At 74.6% G+C, this 15,663-nt stretch carries 1 protein-coding gene and 1 pseudogene; both read right to left on the bottom strand.

The window, feature by feature from the left end; all coding sequences use genetic code 11:
• Positions 1-1,692: pseudogene (locus tag ACFCZF_RS14175) on the bottom strand (type I polyketide synthase); the annotation flags it as partial.
• A 115-nt stretch (positions 1,693-1,807) separates the two neighbouring features.
• Positions 1,808-15,580, bottom strand: a complete 13,773-nt coding sequence (locus ACFCZF_RS14170) for an SDR family NAD(P)-dependent oxidoreductase (RefSeq protein WP_376671876.1) — start codon at positions 15,578-15,580, stop codon at positions 1,808-1,810.
• Between the last annotated feature and the right edge of the window lie 83 nt (positions 15,581-15,663).

Raw genomic sequence — 15,663 nt, 5'->3', positions numbered from 1 at the left:
CGGAAACACCGCCGCCAACTCACGGCCCATCCCCGCCCGCTGCGCACCCTGACCCGAAAACACCAACCCCACACCACCCACACCAGCCCCCGCCGCACGGGTCTCCGGGTCACGCAGGTTCTTGAGGAGTGCCTCGCGGCCGGTTCCGACCGCCACGGCACGGTGGTCGAGCGCGGCGCGACCGGTGGCGAGTGTGTAGGCGACGTCCAGCGGGTCGAGGGCGGGGTCCTGTTCGACGTGGACGAGCAGCCGCTCCGCCTGGGCCGCCACGGCCCGGGGTGTACGGCCGGACAGCACCCAGGGCAGCACGGGGACGGGCACGGGAGCCGTCTCGTCCGCGGGCTCCGCGGGACTCGCGGCCGGGGCCTCCTCCACGATGACGTGGGCGTTGGTGCCGCCGAAGCCGAAGGACGACACACCCGCCCGCCGCGGCCGGCCGGCCGCCGGCCACGCCCGCTCCTCCGTCAGCAACTCCACCGCACCACCGGACCAGTCGACCATCGGCGTCGGCTCGTCCACATGCAGCGTCCGCGGCATCACCCCATGCCGCATCGCCTCCACCATCTTGATCACACCACCGACACCCGCAGCCGCCTGCGCATGCCCGATATTCGACTTCAACGACCCCAGGAACAACGGCACCTCACGGCCTTGCCCATACGTCGCCAGCAACGCCTGCGCCTCGATCGGATCACCCAGCCGCGTCCCCGTACCGTGCGCCTCCACCACATCCACATCCGCCGCCGACAGACCCGCGTCCGCCAACGCCCGACGCACCACCCGCTCCTGCGACGGACCATGCGGCGCCGTCAGACCATTACTCGCCCCGTCCTGATTCACCGCACTGCCCCGCACCACCGCCAACACCCGATGACCATGACGCCGCGCATCCGACAACCGCTCCACCAACAGCAGACCCACACCCTCCGACCAGCCGACACCGTCCGCACCCGCCGCGAACGACTTCGACCGGCCGTCGGGCGCCAGCCCCCGCAACCGGGAGAACTCCACGAACGCGACCGGTGTGGACATCACGGTCGCCCCGCCGGCGAGAGCGAGGTCGCACTCGCCGTTGCGCAGGGCGTTCGCCGCCAGGTGCAGCGCGACCAGGGAGGACGAGCAGGCCGTGTCCACGGCGACGGCCGGGCCCTCGAAGCCGTAGGTGTACGACAGCCGGCCGGCCGCGATGCTGCCCGCGCTGCCACTGAACAGATAGCCCTCGAAATCCTCGGGCGGCAGGTGGGGGCGCGAGCCGTAGTCGCTGTACATCAGCCCGGTGAACACACCGGTGCGGGAGCCCCGCAGGGAGGCGGGGTCGATCGCGGCGCTCTCGAAGCTCTCCCACGCGGTCTCCAGCAGCAGGCGCTGCTGCGGGTCGATCGCGGCGGCCTCCCGGTGCGACATGCCGAAGAACTCCGGGTCGAACCGGTCGGCCTCGTGCAGGAATCCCCCCTCACGGCCGTACGAGGTGCCGGTGTGGTCGGGGTCGGGGTGGTACAGGGCGTCCAGGTCCCAGCCGCGGTCCTCGGGGAAGCCGGTGACCGCGTCCGTACCGTCCATCACCAGGCGCCACAGGTCCTCGGGCGAGCGGACCCCTCCCGGATAGCGGCAGGCCATGCCGACGATCGCGATGGGCTCGTGACGCCTTTCCTCCATCTCCCGCAGCTGTCGGCGTGCCTCACGGGCATCGGCGACGGCCTTCTTGAGATAGTCGCGGAGCTTTTCCTCGCCCGCCATGGTGTGTCAACTCCTGTTTTCGCTGGTGAGTTCGGTTCGGTTGGGGTGCTGATCCACGGACCTGGTCAGTTCAGTCCAGCTCGTCCACGAGGGCGAAGAGTTCCTCGTCCGTCGCCGAGCCCAGGTCGTCGTCCTCGGATTCCTCGAAGACTCCGGTGCCGGCCGCCGCGTCGGCGGCGACGAGGAGTTCGCGCAGCCGAGCGCTGATCCGGCCGTGGGCGTCCGGGTCCGCGGCGGCGGACGCGATGACGGTCCGCAGCCGGGACAGCTCGGTGAGCACGGCCTCGTCGGGCGTGGCCTCCTCGACGACGAGCTGCCCGGCGAGGTAGGCGGCTATGGCCTTGGGCGTGGGCTGGTCGAAGACCAGGGTGGTGGGCAGCCGCAGCCCGGTCTCGGTGCCGAGCTGGTTGCGCAGTTCCACGGCGGTCAGCGAGTCGAAGCCCAGCTCCTGGACCGGCCGGTCGGCGTCGATCGCCGCCGCGTCGGTGTGGCCGAGCACGGCGGCCGCCTTGGCCCGTACCAGGTCGGTGAGGAGCCGGTCCCGTTCGGCGGCGGACAGTGGCGCGAGCCGTTCGGCCAGCGTCGGCCCGCTGTCCGGCCCGGCGGTGCCCAAGGCCGCCCGGGGCTTCCTCGCCGGGGGCCGGACAAGGCCGTGCAGCACCACCGGGACCTGTTCACCGCCGCGTCCCCGCAGCGCGCGGAGGTCGAGCCGGGTGACGGCGAGGACGCTGTCCCCGGCCGCGGGTGCGGCGTCGAACAGGGCCATCGCGTCGTCGGTGGCCAGCGGCAGCAGCCCGGAGCGGGCGAGCCGGCGCAGGTCGGTGTCGGCGAGGTGCCCGGTGATGGTGCTGGACTGGTCCCACAGGCCCCAGGCCAGCGAGAGCGCGGGCAGGCCGTGGGCACGGCGGTGGGCGGCGAGAGCGTCCAGGAACGTGTTCCCGGCGGCGTAGTTGGCCTGTCCCGCCGTACCGAGCAGGCCGGCGACGGAGGAGTAGAGGACGAAGGCGCTCAGGCCGAGGTCACGGGTGAGTTCGTGCAGGTGCCAGGCGGCGTCCGTCTTGGGGCGCAGCACCCCGTCCAGCCGCTCACCGGTCAGTCCCTCGACCGTCGCGTCGTCCAGCACGCCCGCCGTGTGCACCACACCCGACAGGCGCGCACCGACCCGGTCCACCAGCTCCGCGAGCTGTCCCCGGTCGGCGACGTCGCACGCCTCCACCATCACCGACTCGGCACCCAGCTCCGCCAGCTCGGCGGCCAGCTCCCGAGCACCGGGCGCCCGGTCACCCCGCCGGCTCACCAGCACCAGCTCCCGCACCCCGTGCACGGTCACCAGATGCCGGGCCAGGACGGTGCCCAGTGTGCCGGTGGCGCCGGTGATCAGGACCGCGCCGTCGCCCCACGCCGGGGTCGGCTCGTCGGCGGTCGGCGCGGTCCGGGCCAGCCGGGGCACGAGGAGTTCGCCGCCGCGCACCGCGCACTGCGGTTCGCCGCTCGCCACCGCGCCGGTCAGCGCGGCGCCGAGCCGGCCGAGGTCGTCGGTGTCGACGAGCTGGACGCGTCCCGGGTGCTCGGACTGGGCCGAGCGCAGCAGACCCCACACCGGGGCGTGCGCCAGGTCGGTCACGTCCTCGTCCGGCGCGGTGGCGACGGCACGGCGGGTGACGGCGACGAGGCGGGTGCCGGCGAGCCGGTCGTCGGACAGCCAGGCCTGGACGTCCGCCAGGGCGGCCCGGGCTGCGGCGCGCGCGTCCTCGGCCACGGCGGCGCCGGGGCGCGGTTCGGCGAGGTACGGCACGATCAGCGCGGTCGGCGCGGGTGTCCCCGCGTCCAGTGCACGGGTCAGGGCCGCGGCGTCGGCGTACGAGGTGACTGAGGCCCGCAGGCCGAGGGCGTCCGCTCCCTGGGCGCCGAGCACCGCCCAGCCGTCGGCCGCACCGTCCGTCCCGGCGCCGGTCAGCGGCGTCCAGTCGATCCGGAGCAGCCCGTCCGGCCGCGTTCCGCCGTCCAGGGCGCCGGCCCGCAGCGGACGCAGGGTCAGCTCCCGGACGGACGCGAGTGTCGCGCCCTGTTCGTCGGCGACGGTCAGCGCGACGACCGGGGACTCGCCGTCGGTGCCGGCGCGGGTGAGCCGCACCCGCAGGGCCGCGGCGCCGGTGGCGCGTACGGAGACGCCGGACCACGAGAAGGGCAGCAGCGGGTCGCCGGTCTCCTGGGCGACGCCGGGCAGCAGCGTGTGCAGCGCGGCGTCCAGGAGGGCCGGGTGGACCGCGAACCGTCCGGCGAGCGGCCGCTGACCGGAGTCCAGGGCAACCTCCGCGTACAGCTCGTCGCCCGAGGTCCACAGCCTGCGCAGATTGCGGAAGGCGGGGCCGTAGGCGTACCCCTGGCCGGCCAGTCGGTCGTAGGCGCCGTCCAGGTCGGTCTCGGTGGCGCCGGGCGGTGGCCAGGCCGTCAGGGCCGCCTCGGTCTGCGGTGTCCCGTCTTCCGCGTGCAGTGTGCCGTGGGCGTGGAGCGTCCACTCGTCCTCGGCCGGGCCGTCTTCGGGACGGGAGTGGATCCGCAGGGTACGTGCCCCGGTGCCGTCGGGGGCGCCCACGGCCACCTGAAGCTGACGGGCGCCTCGGCCGGGCACGGCCAGTGGTGCGGCGAGGGTGAGTTCACCGACCGCGGGGGCGCCGGTGCGTTCGCCGGCGGCCAGGGCGATCTCCAGCAGGCCGGTGCCGGGTACCAGCACGGTGCCGGCCACGGCGTGGTCGGCCAGCCAGGGGTGGGTGTGCAGTGACAGCCGCCCGGTGAGGACGTGCTCGTCGCGGTCGGCGAGGAGCAGGCCGGCGCCGAGCAGCGGATGCTCCGCGGCGGACAGGCCGAACCCGGCCGCGTCGCCCACGGTCGCGGGGGCGTCCAGCCAGTAGCGCTGCCGCTGGAAGGCGTAGGTCGGCAGCGTGGTCGGCCGGGCTCCGGGGAACACCGTCTCCCAGCGCGGCCCGGCCCCGCGGGCGGCGAGCAGGCCGAGCGCCGAGGCGAACGTCCGCGGTTCGGGACGGCCGCGGCGCAGTGCGGCTGTGACGGTGCCGGCCTCGCTGGTCAGCGACTGCTGTACCAGGGCGGTCAGGATCCCGTCCGGACCCAGCTCCAGCCACTCCGTGACACCTCGGTCCTCCAGCAGTCGTACGCCGTCCAGGAAGCGCACCGTGCCGCGGATGTGCCGCGCCCAGTAGTCGGGCGAGGCCAGCTCTTCGGGCGTGGCGAGCTCGCCGGTGAGGTTGGAGACGATCGGGATGCGGGGCGCTCGGTAGGTGAGTTCCGCGGCGACGGCGCGGAACTCGTCGAGGATCTCGTCCATGTGCGGCGAGTGGAAGGCGTGGCTGACCGGCAGTCGCCTGGTCCGGGCGCCCTGCCGCCGGAAGAGGTCCGCGACCTCGTCGACGGTGTCGGCGTCACCGGAGACCACCGTGGCACGCGGCGAGTTGACCCCGGCGACGGCCACCCGGCCGCCGTACGGTTCGAGCGCCGCACGCACCTCGTCCTCCGCCGCCTCGATCGCCGCCATGGTGCCGCCCTCCCGGGCGGCCTGCATCAGCCGGCCGCGCTCGGCGACCAGGACGGCGGCCTCCGGCAGGTCCAGGACACCCGAGAGATGAGCGGCGGTGACCTCGCCCACGGAGTGTCCGAGCAGGTAGTCCGGGGTGAGGCCGTGGTGCTCGGCGAGCCGGAAGAGGGCGGTCTCCACGGCGAACAACGCCGCCTGGGTGAACGCAGTCTGGTCGAGCAGTGCCGAATCGGCGGAGTCCTCGGGGGCGAACAGCACCGACTTCAGCGGCCGGACCAGTTCGCGGTCCAGGTGGGCGCAGACGTCGTCGAGGGCGGCGGCGAACACCGGTGAGGTCTCGTACAGCTCCCGGCCCATGCCGAGTCGCTGCGAGCCCTGCCCGGTCAGCAGGAACGCCGTCTTCCCGGGCTGTCCGGGGGCGGCCCGCAGCACCGTGGCGCCGCTCTCGCCGCGGGCCAGTGCGCCGAGCCCGTCGAGCAGTTCGGCACGGTCACCGGCCACGACGACCGCCCGCCGGTCGTGCAGTGCCCGCGTGGCGGCCAGGGAGTGGCCGACGTCCGCGAGGTCCGTCTCGGGGTGCGCGGTCAGATGGGCGAGCAGCCGTTCGGCCTGGGCCGCGAGGGCGGGTTCGGTGCGGGCGGAGAGGAGCCAGGGGCCCGTGAAGGCGGGGAGTTCGGGACCGGGCCGGGGCTCCGGATCGGGTTCGGACACCGGTTCGGGTTCCTCGATGACGACGTGGGCGTTGGTGCCACTGATACCGAAGGACGACACACCCGCCCGGCGCGGCCGGCCGGCCGCCGGCCACTCCCGCTCCTCCGTCAGCAACTCCACCGCACCACCGGCCCAGTCGACCATCGGCGTCGGCTCGTCCACATGCAGCGTCCGCGGCATCACCCCATGCCGCATCGCCTCCACCATCTTGATCACACCACCGACACCCGCAGCCGCCTGCGCATGCCCGATGTTCGACTTCAACGACCCCAGGAACAACGGCACCTCACGGCCTTGCCCGTACGTCGCCAGCAACGCCTGCGCCTCGATCGGATCACCCAGCCGCGTCCCCGTACCGTGCGCCTCCACCACATCCACATCCGCCGCCGACAGACCCGCGTCCGCCAACGCCCGACGCACCACCCGCTCCTGCGACGGACCATGCGGCGCCGTCAGACCATTACTCGCCCCGTCCTGATTCACCGCACTGCCCCGCACCACCGCCAACACCCGATGACCGTTGCGCCGCGCATCCGACAACCGCTCCACCAACAGCAGACCCACACCCTCCGACCAGCCCGTACCGTCCGCACCCGCCGCGAACGACTTCGACCGGCCGTCGGGCGCCAGCCCCCGCTGCCGCGAGAACTCGATGAAGACGTGCGGTCCGGCCATGACCGTGACCCCGCCGGCGAGGGCGAGGTCGCACTCGCCGTTGCGCAGGGCGTTCGCCGCCAGGTGCAGCGCGACCAGGGAGGACGAGCAGGCCGTGTCGACCGTGACCGCCGGGCCCTCGAAGCCGTAGGTGTACGACAGCCGGCCGGACACCACGCTGGAGAGGTTGCCGGCGAGCAGGAAGCCCTCGTACTCCTCGGGGCTCGCGGCCAGCCGCGAGACGTAGTCGTCGTACATGGCGCCCACGAACACCCCCGTGCCCGAGCCACGCAGCCCGGTCGGGTCGATCCCGGCGCTCTCGAAGCTCTCCCACGCGGTCTCCAGCAGCAGGCGGTGCTGGGGGTCCATCGCGGTCGCCTCGCGCGGCGAGATCCCGAAGAACTCGCGGTCGAACCGGTCGGCCTCGTGCAGGAATCCGCCGTGCCGGACGTAGGAGGTGCCGGTGCGTTCCGGGTCCGGGTCGTACAGGGCGTCCAGGTCCCAGCCGCGGTTGTCGGGGAAGTCGGAGACCGCGTCCGTACCGTCGGCCACCAGCCGCCACAGGTCCTCGGGCGAGGAGACCCCGCCGGGGTAGCGGCACGCCATGCCGACGATCGCGATCGGCTCGTCGGCGGCGGCCCGGCTCGCCGGCTCGCCGGCGCCGGCCACGGCGGCGGCGGGAGCCAAGGCGGTGGCGGTGGCAGGGGCGGTGGCGGGGGCCAGGCGGGACAGCACCAGGTCCACGACGCCCTGGGGCGAGGGGTGGTCGAAGACGACCGTGGCGGGCAGCCGCAGCCCGGTGGCGGCGTTCAGGCGGTTGCGCAGTTCCACCCCGGCGAGCGAGTCGAAGCCGATCTCCTTGAAGGCGCGCTTGGGGTCCAGACGCCGCGGGTCGGTGTGGCCGAGGACGCCCGCGACCGTGCCCCGCACCAGGTCGAGTACGGCTTCGCGGCGCTCCTCCTCGGGGAGCGCGGCCGTCCGTGCGGCCCAGTCGCCGCCGTTCGACGCGGCGGCGGTGGTGGTGGCGGCGCGCCGGGCCCTGGTGCGGACGAGGCCGCGCAGCAGTGCCGCGGGCTCGGCTCCGGCCTCGCTCAGCAGGGCCGGGTCGACGGCGGCCGGAACGCGCAGGGCGTGGTCGCCGGCCGCGGCGTCGAAGAGCGCGAGGCCCCGGTCCGGGGTCAGCGGCCGGATGCCCGCCCGGGTCCAGCGGGCCAGGTCCGACTCGCCGAGGGTGCCGCCCATGCCGTGCGTGGCGTCCCACAGGCCCCAGGCCAGCGAGAGCGCGGGCAGGCCGAGGGCACGGCGGTGGGCGGCCAGAGCGTCCAGGAAGGCGTTGGCGGCGGCGTAGTTGGCCTGTCCCGCCGTACCGAGCAGGCCGGAGACCGAGGAGAACAGGACGAAGGCGCTCAGGCCGAGGTCACGGGTGAGTTCGTGCAGGTGCCAGGCGGCGTCCGCCTTGGGACGCAGCACCCCCTCCAGCCGCTCACCGGTCAGTCCCTCGACCGTCGCGTCGTCCAGCACGCCCGCCGTGTGCACCACACCCGACAGGCGCGCACCGACCCGGCCCACCAGCTCCGCGAGCTGTCCCCGGTCGGCGACGTCGCACGCCTCCACCATCACCGACTCGGCACCCAGCTCCGCCAGCTCGGCGGCCAGCTCCCGAGCACCGGGCGCCCGGTCACCCCGCCGACTCACCAGCACCAGCTCCCGCACCCCGTGCACGGTCACCAGATGCCGGGCGAAGAGGGCACCGAGGCCGCCGGTGCCGCCGGTGATCAGCACCGCCCCGTCGCCCCACGCCGGGGCCGGACCGCCACTCGTGGCGCGGACCAGCCGTGGCGCGCGGAACTCTCCGTCCCGTAGGACCAGTTGGGGTTCGCCGAGAGCGAGTGCCGCGGCCGGCCGCGGGTCCTCGTGGGCCAGCACCGTGTCGGTGTCGAGCAGCACGATCCGGTCCGGGTGCTCGGACTGCGCGGTGCGCGCCAGTCCCCACAGGGGCGCGGCGTCCAGGGCCGTCACGTCCTCGCCCGAGGTGGCGGCGACCGCGCCCCGGCTGACGACGAGGAGCCGTGCGCCGTCCAGGCGGGAGTCGCCCAGGAACCTCTGGAGCAGCTCCAGGAAGGCGGTGGCCGTGCGGTGCGCGGCGTCGGGCAGTTCGCCGCGCCCGTCCGGCGTACTCGGCGTGTCCGCGGCAAGGTGTTCGACGCGCACCAGGAGGACGTCCGCCTGCGGCAGTTCGGGTCCGGTCACCTCCACGATGTCCGGCGCCCCGGGCGCGGTGGGCCCGGCTTCCCCGACCGGTACCCACTCCATGTCGTACAGATCGTCCGTACGGCGGGCGGCGGGCGCGGAGAGCCGGTCGGCCGTGACGGGCCGCAGGGCGAGGGCCTCCAGGGACAGCACGAGCGCGCCGGCCGGGTCGACGGCGGTCAGGGTGTAGGTGTCGGTCCCGGCCGGGGCGATGCGGACGCGCAGCGAGGTGGCACCGGTCGCGTGCAGGCGGGTACCGGTCCAGGAGAACGGCAGCCTGATGCCGTCGGCCGTCCCGCCGGCGTCCGCGGCGTCCAGCACCAGCGGGTGCAGCAGTGCGTCGGCCAGCGCGGGGTGCAGGCCGAAGCGTTCGGCCGCCGCGTGCTGGTCGGCGGGCAGGGCGACCTCGGCGTACAGCTCGTCGCCGGAGCGCCACAGCGCGGTCAGTCCCTGGAACACCGGTCCGTACTCGTACCCGAGGGCGGCCAGTCGGTCGTACACCCCGTCCAGCGGCTCGGCGACCGCCTCGGCGGGGGGCCATGCGCCCGGTACGGCGGTCTCGGCGGCGCCGGCGGCCGTGGCGAGGACGCCGGAGGCGTGGCGGGTCCACGGCTCGGCGTCGGCGGTGCCGTCGTCGGGGCGGGCGTGGATGGTGAAGCCGCGTGTTCCGGACGGCTCGGCGGCGGTGACGGCGACCTGGACGCGGACTGCGGCGTGCTCGGGCAGGAGCAGCGGGGCCTCCAGGGTCAGTTCGTCGACCCGGTCGGCACCGGCGCGGACGCCCGCGGCCAGGGCCAGTTCCAGGAACGCGGTGGCGGGCAGGAGTACGGTGCCGCCGATGGCGTGGTCGGCCAGCCAGGGGTGGCTGTCGCTGGAGAAGCGCCCGGTGAGCAGCAGGTCGTCCCGTCCGGCGAGATCGACCGCCGTGTGCAGCAGCGGGTGTCCGGCCGGGTCGAGGCCGAGGCCGCGCGCGTCGGTGGGGGCCTGCGGCGCGAGCCAGTAGGGGGCGCGCTGGAAGGCGTACGTCGGCAGGTCGACGCGCCGTCCGCCCGGGTGAAGGGTGCCGCCGTCCAGGCGGGCGCCGTGGATCCAGGCGGACGTCAGTCCGGCGGTGAGGGTGTCCGGCTCAGGGTGGCCCGCCCGCATGAGGGGGACGGCCGCCGCGGTGTCGCCGAGCGCCGCGCGGGTGAGGGAGGTCAGAACCGCGTCGGGGCCGGCCTCGACGAAGACGGTGGCACCCTGCCGGGCGAGAGCGCGGATCGCGTCCAGGAAGCGGACCGGCCGGCGGATCTGGTCCGCCCAGTAGCCGGGCGCGGTGAGCTGCTCGTGGGTCGCGAGTTCGCCCGTCACGGTCGAGACGACCGGGATCCGCGGTGCGCGGAGGGTGAGGTTCTCGGCGACCGCGCGGAACTCGTCGAGGACGTCGTCCATGTGCGGCGAGTGGAAGGCATGGCTCACCTGGAGGGCCCTGGTCCGGCGTCCGCGGGCGCGCCAGCGCTCGGCGAGCTCCTCGGCGGCGTCCTGGTCACCGGAGACCACGACGGAGGACGGACCGTTGACGGCTGCCAGTGCGAGCCGGCCGCTCAGCGCCTCCAGGTCCGCGGCGAGTTCGGCCTCCTCGGCCTCGATCGCGACCATCGCGCCACCCGCCCGCGCGGACTGCATCAGCCGGCCGCGCGCGGCGACCAGCCGGGCCGCGTCGGGCAGACTCAGCACGTCGGCCGCGTGCGCTGCGGTGATCTCGCCGATCGAGTGGCCCGCCATCAGGTCGGGTGCCATGCCGTGGTGTTCGGCGAGTCGGAACAGGGCCGTTTCCACCGCGAACAGCGCGGGCTGGGTGTAGGCGGTCCGGTGCAGCAGTCCGGCCTTGGGGCTGCCTTCGGCGGCGAACATCACCTCCCGCAGGGGGTGTTCGAGGTGCGGGTCGAGAGCGGCGCAGACGTCGTCGAGGGCGGCGGCGAACACCGGGGAGGCCTCGTACAACTCCCGGCCCATGCCCAGGTGCTGGGCACCCTGGCCGGTGAACAGGAACGCCGTCCGGCCCGCCCCGGCGGCGCTGCCGGTGCGCACCTCGGGCGACTGCTCCCCGGCGGCGAGGGCGTCGAGCCCGCCGAGCAGGGCTTCGGGCGTCGTACCGGTCACGACGGCCCGCGCGGGCAACGCGGTCCGCGTGGCGGCCAGGGACCAGCCGATGTCGGCGGGCAGCGCGTCCCCGCCGGCCGCGAACCCGCGCAGCCGTGCGGCCTGGGCGGCCAGGGCCTCGGGGCTGTGGGCGGAGAGGAGCCAGGGGCCCGTGAAGGCGGGGAGTTCGGGACCGGGCCGGGGCTCCGGTCCGGGTTCGGACACCGGTTCGGGTTCCTCGATGACGACGTGGGCGTTGGTGCCACTGATACCGAAGGACGACACACCCGCCCGGCGCGGCCGGCCGGCCGCCGGCCACTCCCGCTCCTCCGTCAGCAACTCCACCGCACCACCGACCCAGTCGACCATCGGCGTCGGCTCGTCCACATGCAGCGTCCGCGGCATCACCCCATGCCGCATCGCCTCCACCATCTTGATCACACCACCGACACCCGCAGCCGCCTGCGCATGACCGATATTCGACTTCAACGACCCCAGGAACAACGGCACCTCACGGCCTTGCCCATACGTCGCCAGCAACGCCTGCGCCTCGATCGGATCACCCAGCCGCGTCCCCGTACCGTGCGCCTCCACCACATCCACATCCGCCGCCGACAGACCCGCGTCCGCCAACGCCCGACGCACCACCCGCTCCTGCGACGGACCATGCGGCGCCGTCAGACCATTACTCGCCCCGTCCTGATTCACCGCACTGCCCCGCACCACCGCCAACACCCGATGACCGTTGCGCCGCGCATCCGACAACCGCTCCACCAACAGCAGACCCACACCCTCCGACCAGCCCGTACCGTCCGCACCCGCCGCGAACGACTTCGACCGGCCGTCGGGCGCCAGCCCCCGCTGCCGCGAGAACTCCACGAACATTCCGGGCGACGACATCACCGTCGCGCCGCCGGCCAGGGCGAGGGTGGTCTCACCGGAGCGCAGCGAGCGGACGGCCAGGTCCAGGGCGACCAGGGAGGACGAGCAGGCCGTGTCCACCGTGACCGCCGGGCCGATCAGGCCCAGGTGGTAGGCGATGCGGCCGGACAGCACGCTCGGCGTGGTGCCGGTCAGCACGTGGCCCTCGACGGTGTCGGGTGCCTCGTGCATGCGGGGCCCGTACTCCAGCGCGGTGGCACCGACGAAGACGCCGGTGCGCGTGCCCTTGAGGGCCGCCGCGTCGAGGCCGGCCCGTTCGACGGCTTCCCAGGCGGTCTCCAGCAGCAGGCGCTGCTGCGGGTCCATGGCCAGCGCCTCGCGCGGCGAGATGCCGAAGAACTCGTTGTCGAAGAGGGCGGCGTCGTGCAGGAATCCGCCCTCGCGGACGGCGCTGTGGCCGCTCGCCGCGGTGTCGGGGTCGTACAGGGCGTCCAGGTCCCAGCCGCGGTTGTCGGGGAAGCCGGAGACCGCGTCCGTACCGTCGGCCACCAGCCGCCACAGGTCCTCGGGCGAGGAGACCCCGCCGGGGTAGCGGCACGCCATGCCCACGATCGCGATCGGCTCGTGGGAAGCGTCGGACGTGAGGTCGTCGTCCTCCGCTTCGGTTCCGCCCAGCAGGGTGTTCAGGTGCTCGGTCAGGGCGGCGGGGGTCGGATGGTCGAACAGCAGGCCGCCGGAGAGCTTCAGACCGGTGGCGGCGGACAGCTCGTTGCGCAGCTCGACCGACATCAGCGAGTCGAAACCCAGGGCCTTGAACGTGCTGTGCGTCTCGACCCGGCGTCCTTCGGGGTACTCGAGGACGGCCGCGACCCGGTCGAGGACCACGGCGGTGGTGTCGGCGCCGGGCGCGGTCCGTCGTACCGGAGGGCGGGCGGCCTGGGGGGTGGGCTCGGCGAGCGTCGCCGTGCGGGCCGTGCCGTCGATCCAGTAGCGCTCCCGCTGGAAGGGATAGGTGGGCAGCGGGACGCGACGCCCGTCGGCCCGCGCGTGGACGGCCGCCCAGTCGACGTCCGTGCCACGGACGAACGCGGCGGCGAGGGCGGCGAGCGCGGTGCGCGGCTCGGGGCGCCCCGCGCGCAGCAGGGCGACCGGCGCCGTGGTGCCGGTGTCGCGCACGCAGTCGGCGGCCATGGTCGCGCAGACGGCGTCGGGGCCGAGCTCCAGCAGGGTGGTGGCGCCCTCGGCCTCCAGGGTGCGTACGGCGTCCAGGAACCGCACCGGGCGGCGCACCTGCTCGACCCAGTAGTCGGGGGACGTCCACTGACCGGCCGCGACCGGCTCGCCGGTCACCGTCGACACGGCGGGGATGCGGGGCTCGTGGAAGGTCAGTTCCCCGGCGACGCGGCGGAACTCCTCCAGCATCGGCGCCATCAGCGGGGAGTGGAAGGCGTGCGAGACGGCCAGCCGCCGGGTGCGGCGACCCTCGGCGGCGAGGTGGTCCGCGATCCGGGTGACCTCGTTCTCGGCACCGGACAGCACCACCGAGCGGGGCCCGTTGACGGCCGCGACCGCGACGGTCGCCGCATCCTCGATCAGGGGCAGCACCTCGTCCTCGGCGGCCTGGACGGCGACCATGGCCCCGCCCACCGGCAGCGCCTGCATCAGCCGGCCGCGCGCGGCGACCAGCCGGGCCGCGTCGGGCAGTGAGAGCACGCCCGCGACGTGCGCGGCGGCGATCTCGCCGATCGAGTGACCGGCGACCAGGTCCGCGCGCACGCCCCAGGACGTCATCAGCCGGTGCAGGGCGACCTCGACGGCGAACAGGGCGGGCTGGGTGTACCCGGTGTCGTCCAGGCCCTCACCGGTGTCGATCACCTCGGTGAGCGGCCGGTCGAGGTGCGGGTCCAAGGCGGCGCACACCTCGTCGAAGGCCGCGGCGAACTCCGGGAAGGCGGCCCGCAGTTCGCGGCCCATGCCCGGGCGCTGCGCGCCCTGGCCGGTGAACAGCAGGGCCGTGCGGCCGGGGCGGGCGGTTCCGGTGACGACGTGCGCACGGCTGCCGCCCGTGGCCAGGGCGTCGAGTCCGGCGGTCATGCCGCTGCGGTCGTCGGCGAGGACGACGGCGCGGTGGGCGAAGACGGTGCGGGTCGTGGCGAGCGACCAGCCCGCGTCGACCGGGTCGGGCGCCGGGTCACCGCCGAGGGCGTCCCGCAGGCGGGCCGCCTGGTCGCGAAGGGCGTTCTCCTCGCGGGCGGACACCACCCAGGGCAGCAGACCGGCCCCGGAGCCCTCCCGCGCCGCCGGCCGTTCGCCACCGGCAGCCCCGAGCGCGGCCCCGGCCGGGTGCCGCGGGCCTTCCTCCAGCACCACGTGGGCGTTGGTCCCGCCCATGCCGAAGGAGGACACGCCCGCGATCAGGGGCTGGTCGGGCTCCGGCCAGTCCGTCGCCTCGCGCTGCACCTCGAGTCCGAGGCCGGCGAGCGGGATGGCCGGGTTGGGCGTCTCGAAGTTCAGGCTCGGCACCAGGCGGCGGCGGCTGATCGCGAGCACTGTCTTGACCAGGCCGGTGATGCCCGCGGCGCCCTCCAGGTGGCCGACGTTGGTCTTCACCGAGCCCACGCGCAGCGGCTGTCCGCCGGTCCGGTCGGCGCCGAGCACCGCGCCGAGGGCGGCGGCCTCGATCGGGTCACCGACCGGGGTCCCCGTGCCGTGCAGTTCGACGTACTGCACCTGGGCCGGGTCGACACCGGCCCTCTCGTACGCGTCGCGCAGCACCCGCTCCTGGGACGCCTGGCCGGGGACGGTCAGGCCGGGCGTGGCACCGTCGTTGTTGACCGCGCTGCCGCGGATGACGGCGAGGACCTGGTCGCCGTCGTCGCGGGCACGGGACAGCGGCTTGAGGACGACGGCCGCGCCGCCCTCGCCGCGGACGAACCCGTTGGCCCGGGCGTCGAAGGTGTAGGCGGTGCCGTCCGGGGACAGGCCGCCGAACCGCTCCTCGGTCACCGCGCCCTCGGCGAGGATGTTGAGGTTGACGCCCGCGACGAGCGCCGCGTCGGCCTCCCCGGCGCGCAGCGACTCGCAGGCGAGGTGGACGGCGACGAGCGAGGACGACTGCGCGGAGTCCACGGTGAGGCTGGGGCCGTGCAGTCCGAGGTGGTAGGAGACCCGGTTGGCGATGACACCGCGGTTGACGCCGGCCATGGTGTGCTGGGTGACGGCACGCGCACCGTGCTGGTACAGGAGGGCCGCGTAGTCGTCGCGCAGGGTGCCGACGAAGACCGCCGTGCGGCTGCCGCGCAGCGTCGCGGGCACGATGCCGCCGTGTTCGAGGGCCTCCCAGGCGAGTTCCAGGACGAGCCGCTGCTGCGGGTCCATGGTGACGGCCTCGCGGGGGGCGATGCCGAAGAAGGCGGCGTCGAAGGTGTCGACGCGGTCGAGGAAACCGCCGCGCCGCATGCCGGGGACGGTGTCCTCGGGTGCCGGCTCGCCGGTCGCGGACTGCCAGCGGTCCTCCGGGACGTCCGTGACGGCGCTCGCACCGGCGCGCAGCAGCTCCCAGAACGTCTCGGGCCCGTCGGCTCCGGGCAGGCGACAGGACAGTCCGACGACTGCGATCGCCTCCGCTTCGCCTCCACGCGTCGCAGGAAATTCGATCCGGTGCTGATTCGTCATCGCGCTCGACTGCCTTTCCGCCTGAATTGCCAAGACTTACGAAAATCCCGAGTCAGGGCCGCAACTCGGTTCGAGAGTATGCA

The organism is Streptomyces sp. NPDC056296, assembly GCF_042268605.1.
Taxonomy (GTDB): domain Bacteria; phylum Actinomycetota; class Actinomycetes; order Streptomycetales; family Streptomycetaceae; genus Streptomyces.
Note: the sequence above shows the minus strand (reverse complement) of the source record. Positions and strands in the feature narration are given on the sequence as shown.